Annotated in this window: 21 protein-coding genes; 9 read left to right on the top strand and 12 right to left on the bottom strand. The window is 66.8% G+C overall.

What is annotated here, in order from left to right:
* Positions 1 to 33 precede the first annotated feature (33 nt).
* Positions 34 to 1956 carry a potassium transporter Kup gene (locus FPZ24_RS00400; protein WP_240047546.1) on the bottom strand — a complete coding sequence of 641 codons (1923 nt, stop codon included), beginning with the start codon at positions 1954 to 1956 and terminating at the stop codon, positions 34 to 36.
* A gap of 122 nt (positions 1957 to 2078) precedes the next feature.
* Between FPZ24_RS00400 and pdeM the strand changes: the two genes are divergently transcribed.
* On the top strand, positions 2079 to 2741 hold the full coding sequence (pdeM, locus tag FPZ24_RS00405) for a ligase-associated DNA damage response endonuclease PdeM (RefSeq protein ID WP_146569206.1): 663 nt from the start codon (positions 2079 to 2081) through the stop codon (positions 2739 to 2741).
* 80 nt (positions 2742 to 2821) lie between these two features.
* On the opposite strand, the gene msrA is transcribed toward pdeM, so the two are convergent.
* The 4 genes from msrA to pabB all read right to left on the bottom strand — a co-directional run bounded on the left by msrA (position 2822) and on the right by pabB (position 6860).
* A complete protein-coding gene (gene msrA / locus FPZ24_RS00410) occupies positions 2822 to 3481 on the bottom strand; it encodes a peptide-methionine (S)-S-oxide reductase MsrA (RefSeq protein WP_146569207.1) in 660 nt (219 codons plus the stop codon).
* A gap of 62 nt (positions 3482 to 3543) precedes the next feature.
* Positions 3544 to 3681, bottom strand: a complete 138-nt coding sequence (locus FPZ24_RS16980) for a hypothetical protein (protein ID WP_186728944.1) — start codon at positions 3679 to 3681, stop codon at positions 3544 to 3546.
* Between the two features lie 127 nt (positions 3682 to 3808).
* Positions 3809 to 5008, bottom strand: coding sequence for a pyridoxal phosphate-dependent aminotransferase (locus FPZ24_RS00415; RefSeq protein WP_146569208.1), 1200 nt, complete (start codon positions 5006 to 5008; stop codon positions 3809 to 3811).
* A gap of 67 nt (positions 5009 to 5075) precedes the next feature.
* Positions 5076 to 6860 (bottom strand): aminodeoxychorismate synthase component I, encoded by a 1785-nt coding sequence (gene pabB / locus FPZ24_RS00420; RefSeq protein ID WP_240047547.1) that lies wholly within the window; start codon positions 6858 to 6860, stop codon positions 5076 to 5078.
* Positions 6861 to 6902: 42 nt separating this feature from the next.
* Here pabB and FPZ24_RS00425 point away from each other — a divergent pair, with 42 nt between their 5' ends.
* Positions 6903 to 7565, top strand: coding sequence for an MBL fold metallo-hydrolase (locus FPZ24_RS00425; RefSeq protein ID WP_146569209.1), 663 nt, complete (start codon positions 6903 to 6905; stop codon positions 7563 to 7565).
* Here the strand turns inward: FPZ24_RS00425 and FPZ24_RS00430 are convergent.
* A complete protein-coding gene (locus FPZ24_RS00430; RefSeq protein WP_146569210.1) occupies positions 7562 to 8008 on the bottom strand; it encodes an MAPEG family protein in 447 nt (148 codons plus the stop codon). The genes FPZ24_RS00425 and FPZ24_RS00430 overlap by 4 nt on opposite strands.
* A gap of 198 nt (positions 8009 to 8206) precedes the next feature.
* On the opposite strand from FPZ24_RS00430, the gene rpmF reads away from it, so the two are divergent.
* From rpmF to FPZ24_RS00455, 5 genes are all read left to right on the top strand, one after another.
* Entirely contained in the window at positions 8207 to 8386 is a 180-nt protein-coding gene (gene rpmF, locus FPZ24_RS00435; protein ID WP_146569211.1) for a 50S ribosomal protein L32, read from the top strand.
* A 19-nt stretch (positions 8387 to 8405) separates the two neighbouring features.
* Entirely contained in the window at positions 8406 to 9461 is a 1056-nt protein-coding gene (gene plsX / locus FPZ24_RS00440) for a phosphate acyltransferase PlsX (protein ID WP_146569212.1), read from the top strand.
* Positions 9458 to 10423, top strand: a complete 966-nt coding sequence (locus FPZ24_RS00445) for a beta-ketoacyl-ACP synthase III (protein WP_146569213.1) — start codon at positions 9458 to 9460, stop codon at positions 10421 to 10423. Before plsX ends, FPZ24_RS00445 begins: the two co-directional genes overlap by 4 nt.
* A gap of 100 nt (positions 10424 to 10523) precedes the next feature.
* The gene (locus FPZ24_RS00450) at positions 10524 to 10820 is read left to right on the top strand and encodes an integration host factor subunit alpha (protein WP_146569214.1); all 297 of its coding nucleotides are present in this window, start codon (positions 10524 to 10526) and stop codon (positions 10818 to 10820) included.
* A gap of 5 nt (positions 10821 to 10825) precedes the next feature.
* Positions 10826 to 11188, top strand: a complete 363-nt coding sequence (locus tag FPZ24_RS00455; protein WP_146574023.1) for a MerR family transcriptional regulator — start codon at positions 10826 to 10828, stop codon at positions 11186 to 11188.
* 106 nt (positions 11189 to 11294) lie between these two features.
* Here FPZ24_RS00455 and FPZ24_RS00460 read toward each other — a convergent pair whose 3' ends face one another.
* Positions 11295 to 11960: a TetR/AcrR family transcriptional regulator gene (locus FPZ24_RS00460; RefSeq protein ID WP_146569215.1), complete on the bottom strand. Its 666-nt coding sequence runs from the start codon at positions 11958 to 11960 to the stop codon at positions 11295 to 11297.
* 127 nt (positions 11961 to 12087) lie between these two features.
* On the opposite strand from FPZ24_RS00460, the gene FPZ24_RS00465 reads away from it, so the two are divergent.
* Complete coding sequence (locus tag FPZ24_RS00465) at positions 12088 to 14487, top strand: TonB-dependent receptor (RefSeq protein ID WP_240047548.1); 2400 nt, start codon at positions 12088 to 12090, stop codon at positions 14485 to 14487.
* A 70-nt stretch (positions 14488 to 14557) separates the two neighbouring features.
* A complete protein-coding gene (locus FPZ24_RS00470) occupies positions 14558 to 15835 on the top strand; it encodes a spinster family MFS transporter (protein ID WP_146569216.1) in 1278 nt (425 codons plus the stop codon).
* Here FPZ24_RS00470 and FPZ24_RS00475 read toward each other — a convergent pair.
* The 5 genes from FPZ24_RS00475 to FPZ24_RS00495 are packed head-to-tail and all read right to left on the bottom strand — an operon-like array spanning position 15832 to position 22171.
* Complete coding sequence (locus tag FPZ24_RS00475) at positions 15832 to 17376, bottom strand: peptide chain release factor 3 (protein ID WP_146569217.1); 1545 nt, start codon at positions 17374 to 17376, stop codon at positions 15832 to 15834. The two genes, FPZ24_RS00470 and FPZ24_RS00475, sit on opposite strands and share 4 nt — an antisense overlap.
* Positions 17377 to 17393: 17 nt before the next feature.
* The gene (locus FPZ24_RS00480) at positions 17394 to 18263 is read right to left on the bottom strand and encodes an aldose 1-epimerase family protein (RefSeq protein ID WP_146569218.1); all 870 of its coding nucleotides are present in this window, start codon (positions 18261 to 18263) and stop codon (positions 17394 to 17396) included.
* The gene (pheT, locus tag FPZ24_RS00485; RefSeq protein ID WP_146569219.1) at positions 18256 to 20625 is read right to left on the bottom strand and encodes a phenylalanine--tRNA ligase subunit beta; all 2370 of its coding nucleotides are present in this window, start codon (positions 20623 to 20625) and stop codon (positions 18256 to 18258) included. Before pheT ends, FPZ24_RS00480 begins: the two co-directional genes overlap by 8 nt.
* On the bottom strand, positions 20622 to 21719 hold the full coding sequence (gene pheS / locus FPZ24_RS00490; protein WP_146569220.1) for a phenylalanine--tRNA ligase subunit alpha: 1098 nt from the start codon (positions 21717 to 21719) through the stop codon (positions 20622 to 20624). Before pheS ends, pheT begins: the two co-directional genes overlap by 4 nt.
* Positions 21713 to 22171, bottom strand: a complete 459-nt coding sequence (locus FPZ24_RS00495) for a GNAT family N-acetyltransferase (RefSeq protein ID WP_146569221.1) — start codon at positions 22169 to 22171, stop codon at positions 21713 to 21715. Before FPZ24_RS00495 ends, pheS begins: the two co-directional genes overlap by 7 nt.
* Between the last annotated feature and the right edge of the window lie 59 nt (positions 22172 to 22230).

Here is a 22230-nt window from a genome sequence, read left to right on the forward strand (position 1 = left end):
GGCGCGAATTTACTTCGCGCCGGCTTCCCAAGTCTAAACGGTCACCTGTTCGCCCAATTCCAGCACCTTCCCCGGCGGGATGCGCAGGAAGTCGGTCGGATCGCTGGCGTTGCGCTGCAGGAACATGAAGATGCGGTCCTGCCATAGCGGCATGCCGACGTCCGCATCGGCCTTCAGCGTGTTGCGACCGATGAAATAGCTCGCTTTCATGGGGTCTAGCGCGAGCAAACCGGCCTTCGCCGCGACCGCCAAATCGTGCGGCACGTCGGGACTTTCCATGAACCCGTAGCGGAGCACGACGACGCTGAAATTGTCGTCCAGGCGCTTGATGTCGAACCGGTCGTCGGCATCGACATAGGGCATGTCGCTGGTCTTCACCGACGCGATCAGGTTGGTCGCGTGCAACACTTTGTTGTGCTTGAGGTTGTGGAGCAGCGCGCCGGGCGCCGCGGTCGGCGTGCCGGTCAGGAAGATCGCGGTACCCTCGACGCGCTCGGGCGAACGGCGCGCCAAGGCGGCGGCGAGGTCGGCGAGCGGGACGCTCTGGCGCTGTTCGAAGGTGCGGACGATCGACTTGCCGCGGACCCAGGTAAAGATCGTGAAGCCGATTACGGCCGCGATCACCAGCGGCACCCAGCCCCCTTCGATCACGCGCAGGATGTTCGCGCCGAAGAAGATCAGGTCGAGCGTCAGGAACGGCAGGATCAGCAGCAGTGCCCAGGGGCGCGACCAGCGCCAGCGATGCCGCACGACGATGTACGCCAGGCACGTCGTCACCACCATCGTGCCGGTCACCGCGATTCCGTATGCCGCGGCCATCGCCGACGAGGTGCGGAACTGGATCACCAGCACCAGGATACCGATCAGCAGCAGCCAGTTGACCGTCGGCAGATAGATCTGCCCGGCATAATCGGCCGAAGTGTTGCGCACGCGCAGTCGCGGCAGGAAGCCGAGCTGTACCGCTTGTTGGGTCAGCGAATAAGCGCCGGTGATGACGGCCTGGCTGGCGATGATCGTCGCCAGCATCGCCAGCACGATCAGCCACGGCCGCAACGCCTCGGGCGCCATCAGGAAGAACCAGTCGGCATTGACGAAAGGTTGGCCCGCCGCCTGCAGCGCCTCCATCTTGTTGAGCGCATAGGCACCCTGGCCGAGATAATTGAGCACCAGCGCGGGGCCCGCCAGCGCAAACCAGGCGAGCCGGATCGGCGCCGGCCCGAAATGCCCCATGTCCGCGGTCAGCGCCTCCGCCCCGGTCACCGTCAGGAACACCGCGCCGAGCACGAACAGCCCCAGCGTACCGTGGCTCAGCAGGAAATATACCGCCTCCAGCGGGTTGAACGCCCACAGGATGCCGGGCTCGTCGGCGATGTGCCACAGTCCCAGCCCGCCGATCACGACGAACCACAGGATACAGATTGGGCCGAACAGCTTCGACACGCGCTCGGTCCCGCGCGACTGGATCAGGAACAGGCCGATCAGGATGCCCATGGTGATCAGGATGATCTGCGTCTCGTTCACCGCGTTGGTCGCACCCGGAAGCGTCCGCAGGCCCTCCACGGCCGACAGCACCGACAGCGCCGGGGTGATCATCGCGTCGCCGTAGAACAGCGCCGCACCCGCCGCGCCGAGCACGATCGCGGTGCGCGAGCGCCAACCGAGTGCCTTTCGCGCGAGCGCCGCCAGTGCCAGCACGCCACCCTCGCCGCGATTGTTCGCGCGCATCAGGAACGTCACGTATTTGACCGAGACGATCAGGAACAGCGACCAGAGCGCCAGGCTCAGCACGCCGAGCACTTCATCCTTGACCAGCCCGTCCGATGCGGCCTGACCCAACGCCTCGCGGAACGCGTAGAGCGGGCTGGTGCCGATATCGCCGAACACGACGCCGATCGCGCCGATGCTAAGCGCGATGAGCGCGGATTTTGAAAGTTGAACCGTCTTGGGGGACGACATGGAGGACATGGCCTACCGGAATGGACGGCGCGCTTTACGCCTGTTTTAGGGCCGATCAAGCGGAATTTGTTGCAATGCCGCAAGCCGTTGATCGTGCCGCGATAATACGGCATTGGCGGGATATGGTTCCCTTTTCGTTCGCCGGCCATCAACTTGCCGCGTTGCCCGAAGGCGCGCTGTACTGGCCGGCGCGACGCGCGTTGATCCTGGCCGACCTCCATTTCGAGAAGGCGAGCTGGTTCGCGAGCTTCGGCCAAATGCTGCCGCCGTACGACAGCGCGGCGACGCTGACCGCGATCGAAGCGGTGGTCGGGGCGACCGATCCGGTCGAGATCTGGTGCCTGGGCGACAGCTTCCACGACTCGCGCGGGTGCGACCGGCTTCCAGACGCCGAGCAAGCGCGGTTACGCGCGCTGACCGCGGCGCATCGCTGGACGTGGATCGTCGGCAATCACGATTCGGCGATCGGCAATCCGTGCGGCGGCGTCGTGATCGACGATGCGGTGGTCGACGGCCTGGTATTGCGCCACGAAGCCGACCGCCGCGATCCGCGCCCCGAACTGTCGGGGCATTTCCACCCCAAACTCCGCGTCCGTGTACGCGGACGGTTGGTGTCGCGGCGCTGCTTCGTCGCGACCGACAGCAAGCTGATCCTGCCGGCGTTCGGCGCGCTGACGGGCGGGCTGGACATCCACCATCCCGAAATCATTCGGGCGGTCGGCCGCGACGGCGAGGCGCTGGTGCCGCTGGCCGACCGGTTGTTGAGATTTCCCTTGGCAGCCTGACCCGTGCTCCTGCGAAGGCAGGAGCCTAGGGTTGTGCAGCGCGAACTATCCTGGGCTCCTGCCTTCGCAGGAGCACGGCGTTATTTCGCCAACTGCGGAAACGCCGTCTTGAACGCCGCGACCTTGGGCTTGTCCCAGCTCACGATGTACGGATGGTTCGGGTTCTTGTCGTAGAACCGCTGGTGATAGTCCTCCGCCGGGAAGAAGCGGCCGGTTTCCAGCTTGGTCACGATCGGGCGCGGGAACGCCTTGGCGGCCGTCAGCTGCGCGATATACGCCGCCGCGACGCCGCGCTGCGCGTCGTTCTGCGGGAAGATCGCCGACCGGTAGCTCGGGCCGGCGTCCGGCCCCTGACGATTGAGCGAGGTCGGGTCGGTCGCGATCGAGAAATAGACGCGCAACAGGGTGCCGTAGCTGACGACGCGCGGATCGTAGGTGATCCGCACCGCCTCGGCATGGCCGGTGGTCTCGGTCGATACCTGGTCGTAGGTCGCGGTCGCCGCGGTGCCGCCGGCATAGCCCGACGTCACGCCGGTCACGCCCTTCACCCGCTCGAACACCGCCGACACGCCCCAGAAGCACCCGCCGGCGAACACGGCGACGCGCGGTGCGGCGGTCGGCGTGACGTCACGCGCTGGGGCGGGGATGGCGACGGCGCGCTCGGGAGCGGCGCTGGTGTGTCCCGCCGCGAAGGCGATGGCGCCCGTCAGCGCGAGGCTCAATAATGTCGTCTTGATCATGGTCGTCGGCTCCGGAGTTCCTTTGAATATAGGAACGGCCCGGCCGCGGCCAAGGATGCGCGTCAGCGCTGCGCTTCGATCGCGGTCGGCGCTGACACCGTCTCGGCGGTTGCCGGATGGAGCGCCATGACGCCGAGCCCGCCCAGCGCGAACCCGCCGAGGAAACGCCACAGCATCGCGGATTTGAGGATGGCTTTCATGTCTCTTGTCCCTTCACGCAGCTCAAATCGGCGCGTCCCCGCGCCGCTTCAACCATCAATGCGTGAACATTAGGTTTCCGGGACTGAACCAATCGTTGCGCAGCCGTTCATCGGCCAGCAGGAATGGTTACCGCAACGCGGCGCACGCGGTCTGGATGCGCTCGCACGCTTCGCGCAGCAGATCGTCCGACGTCGCATAGCTGATCCGCATCGCCGGCGAGAGCCCGAACGCCTCTCCCTGCACCGCCGCCACCTTCGCGTCGTCGAGCAGATAGCCGACGAAATCCTCGTCGGTCGCGATCAGCCGGCCGTTCGGCGTGCTCTTGCCGATCAGTGCGGAGAATTCGGGATAGACATAGAACGCGCCCTCAGGCCGTGGGCAGGTGATGCCCTTCGCTTGGTTGAGCATCGACACGACCAGATCGCGGCGCGATTGGAACAGGGCGGCATTGGTCTTGAGGAACGCCTGGTCGCCGGTGAGCGCCGCGACCGTCGCCGCCTGCGCGATCGAACAGGGGTTGCTGGTCGATTGCGACTGCAGCTTCGACATCGCCTTGATCAGCCACGCCGGCCCGCCCGCGAAGCCGATCCGCCAGCCGGTCATCGCATAGGCCTTCGACGCGCCGTTCGCGGTCAGCGTGCGGTCGTAGAGCGACGGACGGACCTGCGCGATGGTGGTGAACCGGAAGTCGTCGAACACGATGTGCTCGTACATATCGTCGGCATAGATCCAGACATGCGGGTGGCGTTCGAGCACCGCGCCGAGCGCCTTCAACTCGGCTTCGCTGTACGCGGCGCCGGTCGGGTTGGACGGCGAGTTGAGGATCAGCCACTTGGTGCGCGGCGTGATCGCGGCTTCGAGCTGTTCGGGCTTCAGCTTGTACTGCTGGTCGGCGCCGGCGGGCGCGAACACCGGGGTGCCGCCCGCGAACAGCACGACGTCGGGATAGCTCACCCAATACGGGGCAGGTATAACCACTTCGTCGCCCGGATCGAGCGTCGCGACCATCGCGTTGAACAACGTGTGCTTACCGCCCGCATTCACCGTGATCTGGTCGATGCCGTAGGTCAGCTGGTTGTCGCGCAGGAACTTGGCGCGCACCGCTTCCTTCAGTTCGGGCGTGCCGTCGACATTGGTGTACTTGGTCTGGCCGTCGCGGATCGCCTTGATCCCGGCTTCCTTGATGGAGTCCGGTGTGTCGAAATCGGGCTCGCCCGCGCCAAGGCCGATCACGTCGATCCCGGCGCGCTTCAGCTCCTGCACGCGGCTGGTGATCGCCAGCGTCGGCGACGGCTTGATGCGGTTGAGCGCGGCGGAAGGTTGCATGAACGTTACCCCTATGTCGCGGGCGGCTATAGCGGTGTGACGGACCTTCGCAACCGCAACAAATCTTTCAGGCGAGCGTAGCGGGAATCAGGCCGCGCAACGCATTGCCGATCATGAAGCCGTCGGCGAGGTCGGCGCGGGTCAGCACAGCCTCGACCGCGCGACCGCTGTCGATCAGGTCGCCGCGCAGGACGCCGGGTAGGAGTCCGAGGCCGAGCGGCGGGGTTAGGAACATGCCGTCGCGCTCGACGAACAGATTGGTGAAGCTGCCTTCGGTGAGTTGTCCGTCGCGCTCGAACAGCACTTCGAACGCGGAGCCGCGGGCACGGTCGTAAAACGCGCGATCGCTGGTCTTGTGACGCAGGCGAAAATCGGCGCGCGCGACGGGCATCGGAACGATCGCCACCGCAACCGGATCGGTCGATGCGGGCGGCAGCGGCGCAACCTCGATCGCGACCGCCCCTGTCTTCGCCAGCAGCAACCGAATCCGTTTCGGCTCGCGCAGCCGGAAGGTCGCGGCCTGAAGTTCGTTGCGCGCGGCGTGACGATCGAACGCGAAGCCTAGCAATGCGGCGCTGTCCTTCATCCGCGCGAGGTGCCGCTCGAGCAGCGGCAAGCCTTCGACCGGGTCGAACGCCATCGTCTCGATCAAGTCGATCGTGCGCGCGCCGGCGGTGACGAAGTCCATCTTCGCCAGCGCCTCGTCCCATTCCTCGGCTTCACGCGAGTCGGCGACAATGCCGCCGCCCGCGCCGAGCGTCGCGTGGTCGTCGTCGCCATTGATCGCGAGCGTGCGGATCGCGACGTTGAACATCGCCCCGCCGCCTGCGTCGAGTCGCCCGATCGCGCCGGTATAGGGCCCACGCGGTGCGCTCTCTGTCTCGATCTCGGCCAGCGCCTCGATCGCGCGGATTTTCGGCGCGCCGGTGATCGATCCGCAGGGAAATAGCGCCGCGAGCACGTCGATCGCGTCCTGGTCGGGCGCGAGCGTCGCGGTGACGGTCGAGGTCATCGTATGGATCGTCGGATATGTCTCGACCGCGAACAATTCCGGCACCGCGACATTGCCGGCGACGCGCGACAGATCGTTGCGGAGCAGATCGACGATCATCAGATTCTCGGCACGCTGCTTGGCGTCGTTCCCCAGTTCGGCGGCGAGCTTGCGATCCTCGTCGGGCGTGGCCCCGCGGCGCGCGGTCCCCTTCATCGGTTTGGCGGTCAGCGTCGCCCCGTCGAGCGCGAAGAACAATTCGGGCGACAGTGACAACAGCCAGTCGATCCCCGTCGATACCACCGCGCCATAGCCCGCCTGCGCGCTCGCCCTCAGCTTGGCATAAATCGCAAGCGGGTCGCCGGCGATGGGGACGCGGGCACGGTAGCTGAGATTGGCCTGGTAGATGTCCCCCGCCTCGATCAGCGCATGGATGCGGTCGAAACGGTCGGCATAGCCACCGCGATCGACATCGGGCAGCGGTGTCCCGGCCCAGGCCGAATTGGGGTCGGGAAGCAGCGCCGGCACATCGTCGGGCGCGATCTCGTCATAGCTTTCGAACAAGCCGAACCACAGCAATGGCGCGTCGTCGGCGGCCAGGCTGCCCAGCACCGGTTCGAACGCCGCGGCCGCTTCGTAGGCCATGTATCCTACCGCGTGCAGCCCGCGATGGCGCGCCGCGCGGAGACGGTCGAGCGCGGGCTTCACCTCGACCAGCGCCCGTGCTTCGACGGTGCCGGTCGGGTCCTGGTACAGCCGCGCCGGCGCCGCACCCGCGGCACGGGCATCGTCGAGCAACACGAAGGGGCGGTCGCGGCGGATCACTGCGCGGCAGATGCAACCGGTCGTCTCCGGGGGCAAGCCCTGCTTGCCCGCATTGCGCCGGTTGCCTAGGTCTCACCCATGACCGAGCCCAGCCAGCCGCTCCGCGCGGCGATCATTCCCGTCACGCCGCTCCAGCAGAATTGCACGCTCCTGTGGTGCACGAAGACGATGCGCGGCGCGTTCGTCGATCCCGGCGGCGACTTGCCGATGCTCAAGTCGGCGATGGAGAAATACGGCGTCACGATCGAGAAGATCCTGATCACTCATGGGCATTTTGATCATGCGGCGGGCGCGGCGCAGCTGGCGGAAGATCTCGGCGTTCCGATCGAAGGGCCGCATCCGGACGACAATTGGCTGATCGAGAAGCTCGGCGAGGACGGCGTGCAATACGGCATACCGGGGCGGTCGTTCGTTCCTGCGCGCTGGCTCGACCAGGGCGACGAGGTGACGGTCGGCGAGGTGACGTTCGCGGTGCATCACACGCCGGGCCACACGCCCGGTCACGTCGTGTTCCACAACGCCGACTCGAAGCTCGCGATCGTCGGCGACGTGCTGTTCCAGGGATCGATCGGCCGCACCGATTTCCCGCGGGGGGACCACAACCAGCTGATCAATTCGATCGTCACGCGGCTGTGGCCGATGGGCGACGATACCGTGTTCCTGCCCGGCCACGGCCAGCCGAGCACCTTCGCGCAGGAACGCGCGAGCAACCCGTTCGTCGCCGATTCGGTCTTGGCCTAACCGCGCGCGGGTGGCGCGCCGATGATGATCGGACTGGCATCGGGCTTCTCGGCGGCGCCCTGGTAGCCGATCGCCAGCGCCCAGCCCGACAAAGCGAGCAACACCACCAGCGTCGTGATTGCGCCGATCCGGCGGAGGATGCGTGGCGCGGTCGGGTCCATGCCGATCCCGTGGCACAACCGCGCCAGCGTGAACGCGATGCCCAGCCCCCACAGCCACAGGCTGGGGCCGCGCGCGAGTTCGATCAGCGCGATCAGGATCAGGACGAAGGGCGCATATTCGACGAAATTGGTGTGCGCCCGGGTGCGGGCGACTACGGCCTCACTGCCGCCGTCGCCGAGCCAGACGTTGTTCTTCGACCGCACTTGCGTGACGCGAACCGCCAGCCAGATGTTGATCAGTCCCGCCGCGGCGGCCATCACGAGCGTTATCGGCAGGATCATGTCGGGCTCCCCTTGTTATGGCGGGACCGTGCCACCGGGCGCTTCGGGTTGCAACGGCGCGACAATTCGGTATAGGCGCACGCTTCGCGATTCAGCCCGCCGATTTGTGCCGCGCGCCGACCCGTCGGTTGCGCGGTTCGTGTTCCGGGCCTAATCGTCCTGATCAATTCGATTTTGTCTTAGAAGGTTGTCGCCGCAATGGCCGTTCCAAAACGCAAAACTTCGCCCTCGCGTCGTGGCATGCGCCGCGCGCACGATTCGTTGTCGGTCGAGGCATTCCAGGAATGCCCAAACTGCGGCGAGCTGAAGCGTCCCCACAACCTTTGCGGGTCGTGCGGGCACTATAACGGCCGCGAGATCGTTTCGGTCGAAGGCTGACCGTAAAGAGGAATAGAACGTGACCACCGGCTCCTGGATCGCCGTCGACGCAATGGGCGGTGACGAGGGGCTGGCGGTGATGCTGGCGGGTGTCGCGGAAGCGCGGCGTCGCTATGACGGCACGCATTTCTTCCTGGTCGGTGACGAGGCGCGGATCGCCGAGGGGCTGAAGAAGCACCCCAACCTCACCGCCAATTCGGAAATCGTCCACGCGCCCGATGTGATTCGCGGCGACGAGAAGCCGGGCGCCGCCTTGCGCCGCGCCAAGACGACGTCGATGGGCGTCGCGATCGATCTGGTGAAGCAGGGCCGCGCCGCCGCCGCAGTGTCGTCGGGCAATACCGGCGCGCTGATGGCGATGGCGAAACTGTCGCTGCGTACGATGAAAGGCATCGATCGCCCCGCGCTCGCCGGACTGATGCCGAGCCTCGGCAAGCACGACACCGTGGTCCTCGATCTCGGCGCCAACACCGAGTGCGACGCGCGCAATCTCGAGGAATTCGCGATCATGGGCGCCGCTTATGCGCGGACCATGCTCGACCTCAAAAGCCCGAAGGTAGCGTTGCTCAACATCGGCACCGAGGACATGAAGGGCACCGATGAGATCCGCGAAGCCGCCGCCGCTTTGCGCGCCGCGACGCACCTGCCGCTGACGTTCGAAGGGTTCATCGAGGGCGACAAATTGTCGCGCGGCGATGTCGACGTGATCGTGTGCGACGGCTTTTCCGGGAACGTCGCGCTCAAGACCGCGGAAGGGACGGCGCGGTTCGTCGCCGACCTGCTGCGCATCGCTTTTTCGAGTTCGGTGCGGTCGAAGATCGGCTTCCTGATCTCGCGCCCGGCGACGGCGCTGCTGCGCGATCGGCTCGACCCCAACAATCATAACGGCGCGGTCTTTCTCGGCCTCAACGGCCTGGTCGTGAAGAGCCATGGCGGCGCCAACGAGACCGGTGTCGCCAACGCGATCGCGGTCGCGGCGAAGAGCGTGCGCGACGACCTCGCGACCAAGATCGCCGAGGACCTCCAGCATTTCGCCCAGACGATGCCCGCAGAAACCGCCGAGGCCGCGGCATGAGGCGCGCGGTCCTGCTCGGCACCGGATCGGCGCTGCCGGCGCGGCGCGTGTCCAACGCCGAACTCGCCGAGACCGTCGATACCTCCGACGACTGGATCGTCGAGCGCACCGGCATCCGTTTCCGCCACATCGCCAGCCCCGACGAGACGACGGGGACGCTCGGCTGCGACGCGGCCAAGGCGGCGCTGGCCGCGGCCGGCAAACGCGCGGACGAAATCGACCTGATCGTGCTGGCGACCGCAACCCCCGACCAGACCTTCCCCGCCACTGCGACCAAGATCCAGGCGATGCTGGGGATAAACGATTGCGTTGCGTTCGATGTCGGCGCGGTGTGTTCCGGCTTCCTCTACGCGATCCAGGTCGCCGACAGCATGATTCGCGGCGGCGTCGCGACTCGCGCCTTGGTGATCGGGTCGGAGACGTTCAGCCGCATCCTCGACTGGGAAGACCGCGCGACCTGCGTGCTGTTCGGCGACGGCGCGGGTGCGGTCGTGCTCGAGGCGCAGGACGTGGCGGAGGACGGGCCCGGCATCCTGACCACCAAGCTTCACGCCGACGGGCGCCACAACGAACTGCTCTATGTCGATGGCGGCCCCTCGACCACCGGGACGGTCGGCAAGGTGCGGATGAAGGGCCGCGAGGTCTTCCGTCACGCGGTCACCAATTTGGCGAGTGTGATGGACGAATCGCTCGGTGCGATCGGGCTGACCGCCGCCGATGTCGATTGGGTCGTGCCGCACCAGGCCAATGCCCGCATCCTCGACGCGACCGCGCGCAAGCTCGGGCTGCCCGCCGAAAAGGTCGTCGTCACGGTCGATCAACACGCCAATACCTCTGCCGCTTCCGTGCCGCTCGCGCTCGATGCCGCGAGTCGCGACGGACGGATCAAACCGGGACAGATCGTCGTGCTGGAGGCGATGGGCGGGGGCTTCACCTGGGGCGCTGCGGTGCTACGCACCTAACGGCGAGTGTCACGGGCCGGTAACGGCCACGTAACTATCGCTTTTCCTAGCCGCGTTCATTGTGTTACGTTGGTTTTCTAGCACCTGGGGAGGGGCGTAGATGAGTGTGGGTACGTTGACGCGAGCAGACCTGGCCGATGCGCTGCAGCGCGAAGTCGGATTGTCGCGCGCCGATTCGGCCAAGATGGTCGAAGATATTCTGGAATATATGTGCGACGCCTTGTCGCGCGGCGAAAACGTCAAGATTTCGGGCTTCGGCACGTTCGTGCTGCGCGACAAGGGTCAGCGCATCGGACGCAATCCGAAGACCGGGGTCGAGGTGCCGATCGCCCCGCGTCGCGTCCTGACGTTCCGGGCGAGCCAGATGATGCGCGACCGCATCGTCAGCGCGGGCTGACGGCCATCGCTGCGGCCGGCGAAAAGGCGGCTGGCGCGTTCCGCACCATTGGTGAGGTTTCGCGCGACACCGGCTTGCCGCAGCACATCCTGCGCTATTGGGAAACGCGATTTCCCCAGCTCCGGCCGCTCCAGCGCGCCGGCAAGCGGCGCTATTACCGGCCCGAGGATGTGGCGCTGGTGCGGCGGCTCGATTCGCTGCTCAACCAGGAGGGCTATACCGTGCGCGGCGTGCAGAAATTGCTCGCCAGCGAAACGCGCGCCGCGCCCGTACCCGCCGCCCCGGTGCCCGTCGCCGGAGCGCCGGTGGATGCGGCAAGCCTGACATCGATTCGGGACCTGCTGGCAACGGCGCTCGCCCAGAACTAACTGAGCTGTGCTCCGGCGTAGGCCGGAGCTCCGGAGATCGCAGCCGTTGCCGGCCAACGCTCCGGCCGGCGCCGGAGCACTAGCGGCGGACCATCATCGTACGGGGCTAACGGGGCGCCAGACCAGTCCGCAGCATATCGGCGACGGTGTCGGCGACTGCGTCGGGCGTGCGATCCTCGTCCCAGACGCCGTAGCGCAGGCCCAGGAATACGTTCATCCCCATCACCGCCCAGGCATGGACGTCGGATACGTCGGCGCGGATCTCGCCGCGCCCCGCTGCGGCCTTCAGACGCTGTTCGATACGCTCGGCCGTGGTCGCGTAATGCGCGCGGAAACTCGCGGGATCGACGAATTCCGATTCGTCGATGATCCGGTAGATTTCCTTGTGACCGCGCACGAACTCGAGGAACCCGAGCAGGCCGGCGCGTTCGGCGGCGATCTGGTCGGGCGCGGCGCGTAACGCCGGGGCGACGTGATCGCGGACCTGGTCCGACATGTCGCGGACCAGCGCGCGGAAGATCGCGTCCTTCGAATCGAAATAGGTGTAGAAACTGCCCAGCGCGACGCCCGCGCGCCGCGTGATCCCGCTGATCGACCCTTCATGGAAACCCTTTTCGCCGAACTCGGCGGCGGCGGCGTCGAGCAGCGCGCGCAAGGTCCGACGGCCGCGATCGGTGCGCGGCGCCTTCCCCGCGCTGGCAGTCGCGTCGAGCTCTTGGCGATCGCGCTCCGCGTCCGTGACTGGCGTTGCCGTTCCGCCACGCTGCGCCATCTTTTCTCACTCCCCCACACACCGAAGTTGAAACCCGGTTCAGGTTTCAGTATACGCACGATCCAGAAGCGTTCAACCGGATCGTTGCCGGCGCGAACGATAGACGATTTTTCGGGAGGGAGATGACATGATCGGCACTCGCACGCGCATGATCCACGCGGCGCTCTATTCGGGGGCGGCGATCGCGGCATTGCTGGCGGCACCCGCATCGGCGCAGGACGCGCCCGCACCGGCGGCAACCGAGGTTCAGGATGACAGCGGCACTGGCGACATCGTCATTACCGCGCGCCGCCGCGAGGAAACGCTACTCAACGTGCCGATCGCGGTCACCGCTTTGTCGGCCGACAAGCTCGACAAGATCGGCGCGGTCGATCTGACCGACCTCCAGGCCGTATCCCCCAATACCACGATCAAGGACGCGCGCGGCACCAACTCGACGCTCGCAGCCTTCATCCGCGGCGTCGGTCAGCAGGATCCGGTTCCCGGGTTCGAAGCGGGCATCGGTATCTATCTTGACGACGTGTATCTCAACCGTCCGCAGGCCGCGGTGCTCGACATCTACGACGTAGAGCGGATCGAAGTGCTGCGCGGGCCGCAAGGGACGCTGTACGGCCGCAACACGATCGGCGGCGCGATCAAGTATGTGACGAAGCGCCTGCCCGACACGTTCTCGGCATCGATTCGCGGCGCCTATGGGTCGTACAACCAGGCCGACGGCATCGTCAGTCTGTCGGCGCCGATCGGCGACATGGTCCGGATCGGCGTGTCGGGCGCGCGGCTGACGCGCGACGGGTTCGGCAAGAACCGTTTCCTCAACATCGACAATTACAACAAGAACATCTGGGCGGGCCGCGGCACGGTCGAGTTCGAGAGCCCGGACGGCGGGCTGTTCGTCCGCATCACCGGCGACTACACCCACGACACCTCGGCGCCGCGCAACGGCCATCGCCTGTTCGCCGGCCTGCTGACCGGTTCGCCGCTGCTGTCGAACGTCTTCGACACGAATGCCGGGCTCAAGAATCCGAAGCAGGACATCCAGGCCGGCGGCTTGTCGATGGCGGTCACCGCGAAGCTGGGCGGCGGGTTCACGCTCCGCAGCATCAGCGCGTGGCGCAAGGACCGCAGCTTCACGCCGATCGATTTCGATTCGACCCCGTCGGTCGACGTCGATGTTCCCGCCGTCTATCGCAACGAGCAGACCAGCCAGGAATTCCAGCTGGCCTATTCGAGCGAAAAATTGAACGGCCTGGTCGGCTTCTATTATCTCGGCGCGAAGGCAGCCACCGGGTTCGACGTGCTGCTGTACACGACCGGCGACGCCATTCCGGCGGGGGCGCCGCTGTTCGGCCCCTATCCGCAGTTCGACGCCTACACCGCCGGCGACGTCCGGACCGAGACGCAGTCGATCTTCGCCGACTTCACCTACGACTTCACCCCGCAGATCAGCCTGTCGCTGGGCGGCCGCTATACGTGGGATGAGCGCAAGTCGTTCGTCTACAAGGCGAACTACATCCTCGGCCCGACGTCCGAATTCGGCGGCAACCCGACGGCTTTCGGCGCCCCGGCGACCAATTTCCGCGGCCGCGCGATGTTCAAGCGCTTTACCCCGCGCGCGTCGATCAGCTTCAAGCCCAGCGAGAACCACCTGCTGTACGCATCCTATTCTGAAGGGTTCAAAGGCGGCGGGTTCGATCCGCGCGGCTCCGGCACGTCGGCGCCGATCAGCAACGCCGCGGCGGGCCGTACCTATCAGGACATCTACAATTACCTCTCGTTCGATCCCGAGATCGTGAAGAGCTACGAAATCGGCTGGAAGGGTTCGGCGTTCGGCAAGCGGCTGACCTGGGCGCTCGACGGTTTCTATGCCGACTATACCGACGTCCAGATTCCGGGCTCGGTCGCCTGCGTCGTCAACGGCGCGCCCAATTTCTGCGGCATCACGACCAACGCCGCCAAGGCGACCATCAAGGGTATCGAACTGGAAAGCACCGCGGTCCTCGCGCGCGGCTTTGCCGGGCCTGGATCGAACGTCTCGCTGTCGGGCGCGGTCGGTTACATCGAGCCCAAGTACAAGAATTACATCGGCCCGACCGGCACCGACGTCGCGGCGTTCCGCCAGTTCCAGAACACGCCGAAATGGACGGCCTCGGGCACGCTCGCGGCGAACTTGCCGATCGGCGGCGGCGACCTGAACGCGTCGACCGTCGTGTCGTATCGCAGCACGACGCATCAGTTCGAAGTGTCGAGCCCGTTCCTCGACCAGCCCGGCTACACGCTGTGGGACGCCAATCTGACCTACAGCTTCGGGTCGAAGGGCCAGTATTCGATCGGCGTGCATGCCAAGAACCTGACCGACGTCCACTACAAGATCGGCGGGTATCAATATCTGGCGGCGAACGCGGCGACCGGGGCGATCATCTACACCCCGACCGGCGGCGTGACGCCGACCTTGGGCAAGGAAGGCGTCGCGAGCGCGTTCTACGGCAATCCGCGCCAGATATTCGGAACCTTCTCGCTCAAGTTCTGATCGACTGATAAGGGGGAAGAGAGCCGGGTACGCACCGCGTGCCCGGCCTCTTTTTTTGTAGGAGAGGCGAGTGACGACGCGAACCGAGCGGCCGGGCTATCCGGGGATCGTGCTGGCGATGCTGTTGCTCGTCTACACCTTCAATTTCCTCGACCGTCAGATCCTCGGCATCCTCGCCAAACCGATCCAGGACAGTCTTAAGCTCGACGATGCGCAATTCGGGGCGATCGCCGGGTCGGCTTTCGCCATCCTCTATTCTGTCCTCGGCGTGCCGCTCGCGATCGCCGCCGACCGCTGGGGCAAGACGCGCGTCATCGCCGGGTCGCTGATAGTGTGGAGCGCCTTCACCGCTTTGTGCGGGACCGCAGCGGGGTTCTGGCAATTGTTTCTCTATCGCTTGGGCGTCGGCGTCGGCGAGGCAGGCGGCGTCGCGCCGTCCTATGCGCTGATCGCCGATTATTTCCCGGTCGAACGTCGCGCCCGCGCGCTGGCGATCTACGGCATGGGCGTGCCGATCGGGCTCGGCTCGGGCGTGTTGCTCGGCGGGTGGATCGCGTCGCGGGTCGACTGGCAGACTGCGTTCATCACGGTCGGGGTCGCGGGCATCCTGATCGCCCCGATCTTCATGCTGTTGGTGCGCGACAAGCCGCGTCCAGTGGGCCCGGCCGCTACCGCCGACGCCGGTTCGGCGGTCGCGGTGATCCCGATCCTGTGGAAGAAGCCCGCCTACTGGCTGCTCGCGATCGGCGCGGGGTGCAGCTCGATGGCAGGGTACGGACTCGCCGTCTGGGTGCCCAAGATCATCGCGGTCCATTACGGCTGGACCGCCAAGGCCGATCTGTTCACGGTCGGGCTGTTCATGGGATCGCTGTTGCTGGTCGGCGGGGCGTCCGGCGTGTTCATGGGCGGCGTCTTGGCCGACAAGTTCGGCAAGGCCGATCGCGCCTGGTACGTGCGCATCCCCGCCATCGCCTGGCTGATCACCGCGCCGACCTTCATGATCGGGCTGCTGACGCCGTCGCCGCTGATCGCCTGGTTCGTGCTGCTGATCCCCAACGCGCTCAACACTTTGTGGCTCGGGCCGATCATCGCCGCGGTCCAGCACCTCGCACCGACGCGGATGCGCGCGGGGGCGTCGGGCACGTTCCTGCTCGTCAACAACCTGATGGGACTGGGGCTTGGCCCATGGCTGATGGGCGCGCTGTCGGTGGCGCTGAAGGGCAGTTACGGCGCGGACTCGCTGCGTATCGCGGCGATCATCGCGGTGGGGCTGTACCTCGTCGCCGCAGCGCTCGCCTTTCTCGCGATCAAGCCACTCAAGAACGGCTGGGTCGAGTCCGAAGACTAGCGCTCCCGCGTCGCGGCGAACCGCACCTTGGGATAACGGTCGGCGACGTAGCCGACGTCCCATGACGTCTTCGCCATATAGACCGGATTGCCGTCGCGATCCTTCGCCATCGCGGCACGGTTGAGGTCGGCGAAGGTCTTGAGGTCGGCGGGATCGTCGGCGGAGATCCAGCGCGCGGTTTCGAACGGCGCCATCTCCAGCCCTGCCGCGACCTTGTACTCCGCGTCCAGCCGGCTGATCAGCACTTCGAGCTGGAGCTGCCCGACCACGCCGATGATCCAGTTCGACCCGATCTCCGGATAGAAGACCTGCGTCACGCCTTCTTCGGCCATGTCGTCGAGTGCCTTGCGCAGCTGCTTGGTCTTGGTCGGGTCCTTCAGCGCGACGCGGCGCAGGATTTCGGGCGCGAAATTGGGCAGACCGGTGAAGCGCACGTCGGCGCGCTCGGACAAGGTATCGCCGACGCGGAGCGTGCCGTGGTTCGGAATGCCGATGATGTCGCCGGGGAACGCCTCGTCCGCCACTTCGCGGTTCTGCGCGAAGAACAGGATCGGCGAATGCACCGCAATCGGCTTGCCGTGGCCGGTGGGCGTCAGCTTCATGCCGCGCTTGAACGTGCCCGAGCACAGTCGCATGAACGCGATGCGGTCGCGGTGGTTGGGGTCCATGTTCGCCTGGACCTTGAAGATGAAGCCGGTGACCTCGGGATTGTCCGGCGCGACGGGTGCGGGCTCGGCGGGCTGCGGGCGCGGCGGCGGGGCGTAGGCGGCGAGCGCAGCGATCAGCTCGGCGACGCCGAAATCCTTGAGCGCGGAGCCGAAATAGACCGGCGTCAGGTCGCCGTTGCGATAAGCCTCGGCATCGAATTCGGCATAGCCGCCCTGCGCCAGCTCGACTTCGTCGGCGATGTTGCCCGGCAGCGTGGGGTCGGCATCGACCTTGCCCTGGAACGTGCGGCTGTCGCCCTCGGGCCGCGCGACGTTATTGTCGGCCAGGTTCAACACGCCTTCGAACTGCCCGCCCATCCCGACCGGCCAGGACATCGGGCACACGTCCAGTGCGAGCATGTCGGCGATCTCGTCGAGCAGTTCGAACGGGTCGCGCCCCTCGCGATCGACCTTGTTGACGAAGGTGATGATCGGCACCGAGCGGAGCCGGCACACCTCGAACAATTTGCGCGTCTGCGCCTCGATCCCGCGCGCCGCGTCGATCACCATGACGGCGGAATCGACGGCGGTCAGCGTGCGATAGGTGTCTTCGGAAAAGTCCTCATGGCCCGGCGTGTCGAGCAGGTTGAAGGTGATGCCCTCGCGCTCGAACGTCATCACCGACGACGTGACCGAAATCCCGCGCTGCTGCTCGATCTTCATCCAGTCCGATCGCGCGCGCCGGTTCTGCCCACGCGCCTTGACCTCGCCGGCCAAGTGGATGGCGCCGCCGAAATACAGCAGCTTCTCGGTCAGCGTGGTCTTGCCGGCGTCGGGGTGGGAAATGATCGCGAAGGTGCGGCGGTCCGAAATCTTGGCCGAAATCTGGGTCATCGCGACCCCCTAGCGGGTCAGGGCAGCAACGTCACCTGCATCGAACAGGTGCGTTCGGCACCGGGTGCAACCTCGAAGACGCCCGGCTTGTCGTGGAAATCGCCGGTGAAGCCCACCGGATCGGCGTGGCCGTGCCACGGCTCGATGCAGACGAACGCCGCGCCCGGCTTGGTCCAGATGCCGAGATACGGCGTGTCGGGAAAATCGATTCGGAGGCGCGGGCCGACGGTGGCGCCATAGGTCACGCCCGACGAGCGCACCGGATCCCAGATCAGCGCGTCGTCGGCGAACAGATCGTCGGCGAGATGTAGCAGCCGTCCGTCGAGCGGCGAGGGGCGCGTCGCCGCGAACAGGCCATCGTCCAATTCGACGATCGCGCCGGGTTCGTCGCCGTCGAAGGCGATGCGGTGATCTTCACGCCGCTGGTCATAGGGCAGGGGCCACGCAAAGGCAGGGTGGAAACCCAGGCTTGCCGGCATCGGTACATCGCCGCGATTGTGCACGCTGACGTCGATCGCCAGCGTCGCATCACGGAGCGTGAAGGCGACGTCCAGCGCGAAGTCGAAGGGATAGACGGCGCGAGTCTCGTCGTTCGCCGTCAGGCGAAAGCGCGCGCCGGAATCGTCATGCGCAACGACCTCGAAAACCATCCGCCGCGCGAAGCCGTGCTGCTTCATCGGATAGTCGCGCCCGTCGATCCGCAGCACGTCGCCGTTCAGCCGCCCGACGATCGGAAACAGGATCGGCGCATGCCCGGTCCAGAACGCCGGATCGGCATCGGTCATCAACTCGCGACCCTGGGCGTCCTTGAGGGACACCAATTCGGCCCCGAGCGGATCGATCAGCGCGGACAGCCCGTCCGACCGGAGCGCGACCGGATCAGCCACGCAAGCTCGCGCCCAGCTTTTCGGCTGCGACGACGACGCGATCCGCGATGCCTTTCAGATCCGCTTCGGTGAAGGTCTTGTCGCTCGGCTGCAGCGTCACCTCTACCGCCATCGACCGCACGCCGTCGCGTTCGAACAGGTCGAACACGCGCGCGCCCGTGATCGCGGCCTTGTCGGCGCCGCGCACGGCACGCGTCAGCGCGTCGGCGGTCAGCCCGGCGGGGACGGTGAAGGCGAAGTCGCGCTTGACCGCCTGCAGCGCGGGCGGGGCGTAGGCCGGGCGCATGAAGCCGTTGCCGCCGCGCTTGGCAGGAATGGCGTCGAGATACAGTTCGACCGCGACGACCGGTCCGTCGAGGTCGAATGCCTTGGTGGTCGAGGGGTGGACCATGCCGAACGCGGCGAGCACGGTCTTCGGTCCGAGCCGGAGCGTGCCCGACTGGCCGGGATGCCACGTATCGCCGGCCTCGCCCATGACCTGCAGATTGTCGACCGGCGCGCCGGCTGCGGCGAGCAGTGCCAGCGCTTCGGCCTTGGCGTCGAACGCGTCGTAGGGTGCGGCCTTGCCGGCCTGCCAGCCGCGCGCGCGCTTGTCGCCCGCCAGCACGACGCCCAAGGTCGAGCGTTCGGCGTCGGCGAGATAGCGGCGGCCGAGTTCGAACAGTCGGATGCTCACCGCGCCGCGATTGAGGTTGCGCGCCGCCGCCGACAGCAGGCCCGGGAGCAACGACGGACGCATAACCTTCAGGTCTTCGCTGATCGGGTTGGCGAGGCTCCACGCGCCGCCGCCGAACGCATCGGCTTCGGTCTGGCTCAGGAACGACCAGGTCACGGCCTCGTCGAGCCCGCGCGCGGCCGCCGCGCGGCGGACCTTTCGCTCGAGCTTCTGCTCGGGCGTCGCGGTCGGCGTCGCGACGCCGGGGATGCGCGGCAGCGGGGTCGAGGGGACGTTGTCGATCCCTTCGATGCGGATGACTTCCTCGACCAGGTCGGCGGGACCGTCGACGTCGCGGCGCCAGGTCGGGACCGTGACGGTCCAGTCGTCGGCGACGACGAAGCCCAGCCGCGTCAGGATGTCGCGCTGGCGATCCGCGGCGACGGCGAGCCCGCCGAGCGTTTCCGCGCGGACCGGATCGTATGCGACCGTCTTCGGTTCGAGCGGCGGCTTGCCCGCGCGCGTGACGGTGCTTGCGGTGCCGCCGCAATGGCTAAGCACCAGCTGCGTCGCGATCGCGAGCCCGTCGTCCAGGAACGCCGGATCGACGCCGCGCTCGAACCGCTGGCGCGCATCGCTGGTCAGCATCAATTTCTGCCCGGTCCGCGCGATATGGTCGGGATCGAAATAGGCGCATTCGATGACGACGTCGGTGGTCGCCTCGGACACGCCCGATTCCTCGCCGCCCATGATCCCGCCGATATCGTGCACGGCCTTGTCGTCGGCTATCACCGTCATGCCCGGCTCGAGCATGTAGGTTTTGCCGTTGAGCGCCAGCACCTGCTCGCCCGGCGTCGCCCTGCGCGCGACGAGCCCGCCCGATAGCTTGGCCTTGTCGTAGACGTGCAGCGGCCGGCCGAGATCGACCGACACGAAATTGGTAATGTCGACCAGCGCCGAGATCGGCTTCTGCCCGATCGCGGTCAGCAGGCGACGCATCCAATCGGGCGCCTCGCCATTGACCACGCCGGACACGCTTTGGGCGTAGAAAGCGGGGCAGCCGTCCGGATCGTCGGTCCGCACGTCCGGCCCGGTCCCGGCGCCGTCGATGGTCGGCACGTCGAGCGGCACAAGCGTCCCCAGGCCGGCGGCCGCCAGGTCGCGCGCGATCCCGCGGACGCCCATACAGTCCTGGCGGTTGGGCGTGATCGATACGTCGATGACGGGATCGTTCAGGCCGGCATAATCGGCGAAATCGCGACCCACCGCGCTCGGATCCATGCCGTCCAGCTCGATGATGCCGTCATGGTCCTCGCCGAGTTCGAGCTCGCGCGTCGAACACATCATGCCGTTCGATTCGACACCGCGGATCGCGGAAACCCTCAACTCCATGCCGTTGGCCGGAACGACCGCGCCGGGCAGTCCGAGCACCCCGAATATGCCCGCGCGCGCATTGGGAGCGCCGCACACGACTTGGAGCGGTACACCGTCGCCGGCGTCCACGGTCAGCACTTGCAGCTTGTCGGCCTGCGGGTGGCGTTCCGCGGTCAGCACCTTGGCGATCTTGAATCCGGCCAGTTTCTCGCCCGGATTCTCGACGCCTTCGACCTCCAGACCGATACGCGTCAGGCCGTCGATAATGTCGTCGAAGCCGACCTGCGCCGGCATATCGAGATGCCGCGCCAGCCATTGCCAGGTGAACTTCATGCCCCGACTCCCCCGCTGAGCGTGGGCACATCGAGCGCGGAAAAGCCGTAATGCTTCAGCCAGCGCGCATCGCCGTCGAAGAACGCGCGCAGGTCGTCCATCCCGTATTTGAGCATCGCGAGGCGATCGATCCCGCAGCCGAACGCGAAGCCCTGCCACTGGTCGGGGTCGTAGCCGCCCGCCGCGATCACGGTGCGGTGGACCATCCCCGAGCCGAGCACTTCCATCCAGCCGCCGCCGTTTCCGCCACCCGACCCGCCGATCACGCGCTTGCCGTTGACGATCGTGTAGCCGACATCGACCTCCGCCGACGGTTCGGTGAAGGGGAAGTAGCTTGGGCGCAGCCGCAGCACGATGTCGTCGCGCTCGAAAAACGCCTTCAGGAACGTCTCGAGCGTCCATTTGAGGTGGCCGAGCGTGATGCCCTTGTCGATCACCAGCCCCTCGACCTGGTGGAACATCGGCGTGTGCGTCGCGTCGCTGTCGGAGCGATAGGTGCGGCCAGGCGCGATGATGCGCACCGGCTGGTTGCCGCCCGCCGCCTGCATCGCGCGGATCTGCACGGGCGACGTATGCGTGCGTAACACCATCGGCTGCTCGTGCTCGCCGGCGAGGTAGAAGGTGTCGTGCATCGCGCGCGCCGGGTGCGTTTCCGGGATGTTGAGCGCGGTGAAATTGTACCAGTCGTTCTCGATCTCCGGCCCGGTCGCGACCGCGAAGCCCAGGTCGGCGAAGATTTCCGCCAGCTCGTCCATCACTTGGCTGACCGGGTGAATCGTTCCGGCGGGCGGCACGTCGGCGGGGAGCGTCATGTCGAGCGTCTCGCCCGCCAGCCGCGCGTCGAGTGCGACGCGCTCCAGCCCGGCCTTGCGGTCGCCGAGCGCCGCAGTGACGGTTTCGCGCAAGCCGTGGATGCGCGGCCCTTCGACCTGGCGCTCCTCGGGACTCATGCCGCCCAGCGTCTTGAGCAGCCCGGTCACGCTGCCCGACTTGCCGAGCGCGGCGACACGCACCGCCTCGATCGCCTCGGGTGTCGCCGCCGCGTCGATTTGCCCGAGCAGGTCGGTCTGCAATTGGTCGAGATCGGTCACCATTCCACCACCCATTGATCCACCATGCCATCCTCCGGATGGTCGAACTGGCCGATGCACACGAAGCCGTTGCGTTTGAGCACGCGCGGAGAGGCTCCACTGTCGGGCAAGGTCTCCGCGGTCAAGCCGGTCGCGCCCGCCGCTTGCGCGATCGTCTTCAGCGCGGCGACCGCGGCACCGGCGTGGCCGCGTCCCTCACGCGACGGCGCGACGCCATAGCCGATGTCCCAGCGGCCCTTCGCGTCGCGTTCCTTGACGCTGATCATCCCGACGCCCTCCCCGTCCGAAACCATCATCCACGCCGCTTCGCCCCCGACCTCGGCCGCAACGCCGCGAAGCAGGGCGACGATCTCGGCCGGCGCCAGTCCGCCCTCGGCCAGGCGCGGGGCGTCGGCGGGTGCGGGCTCGCCGAGCAGCCAGGCGAAATGCGCGTCGGTCATGGCAAGCAAGTGCATGCGAGGTATCCAGATACGAGAAGGGCGCCGGTGTCGCCACCGGCGCCCTTCCTAGACCC

This window comes from Sphingomonas panacisoli (assembly GCF_007859635.1).
Taxonomy (GTDB): Bacteria; Pseudomonadota; Alphaproteobacteria; order Sphingomonadales; family Sphingomonadaceae; genus Sphingomonas; species Sphingomonas panacisoli.

Coding starts and splice junctions, on each gene's coding strand:
- FPZ24_RS00475 (WP_146569217.1), bottom strand. CDS start 17,376: ATGACCCAGATTTCGGCCAAGATTTCGGACCGCCGCACCTTCGCGATC.
- FPZ24_RS00495 (WP_146569221.1), bottom strand. CDS start 22,171: ATGCACTTGCTTGCCATGACCGACGCGCATTTCGCCTGGCTGCTCGGC.
- FPZ24_RS00465 (WP_240047548.1), top strand. CDS start 12,088: ATGATCGGCACTCGCACGCGCATGATCCACGCGGCGCTCTATTCGGGG.
- FPZ24_RS00450 (WP_146569214.1), top strand. CDS start 10,524: ATGAGTGTGGGTACGTTGACGCGAGCAGACCTGGCCGATGCGCTGCAG.
- FPZ24_RS00445 (WP_146569213.1), top strand. CDS start 9,458: ATGAGGCGCGCGGTCCTGCTCGGCACCGGATCGGCGCTGCCGGCGCGG.
- pdeM (WP_146569206.1), top strand. CDS start 2,079: ATGGTTCCCTTTTCGTTCGCCGGCCATCAACTTGCCGCGTTGCCCGAA.
- FPZ24_RS16980 (WP_186728944.1), bottom strand. CDS start 3,681: ATGAAAGCCATCCTCAAATCCGCGATGCTGTGGCGTTTCCTCGGCGGG.
- FPZ24_RS00460 (WP_146569215.1), bottom strand. CDS start 11,960: ATGGCGCAGCGTGGCGGAACGGCAACGCCAGTCACGGACGCGGAGCGC.
- FPZ24_RS00425 (WP_146569209.1), top strand. CDS start 6,903: ATGACCGAGCCCAGCCAGCCGCTCCGCGCGGCGATCATTCCCGTCACG.
- rpmF (WP_146569211.1), top strand. CDS start 8,207: ATGGCCGTTCCAAAACGCAAAACTTCGCCCTCGCGTCGTGGCATGCGC.
- pheT (WP_146569219.1), bottom strand. CDS start 20,625: ATGAAGTTCACCTGGCAATGGCTGGCGCGGCATCTCGATATGCCGGCG.
- pheS (WP_146569220.1), bottom strand. CDS start 21,719: ATGGTGACCGATCTCGACCAATTGCAGACCGACCTGCTCGGGCAAATC.
- FPZ24_RS00415 (WP_146569208.1), bottom strand. CDS start 5,008: ATGCAACCTTCCGCCGCGCTCAACCGCATCAAGCCGTCGCCGACGCTG.
- FPZ24_RS00430 (WP_146569210.1), bottom strand. CDS start 8,008: ATGATCCTGCCGATAACGCTCGTGATGGCCGCCGCGGCGGGACTGATC.
- FPZ24_RS00400 (WP_240047546.1), bottom strand. CDS start 1,956: ATGTCGTCCCCCAAGACGGTTCAACTTTCAAAATCCGCGCTCATCGCG.
- msrA (WP_146569207.1), bottom strand. CDS start 3,481: ATGATCAAGACGACATTATTGAGCCTCGCGCTGACGGGCGCCATCGCC.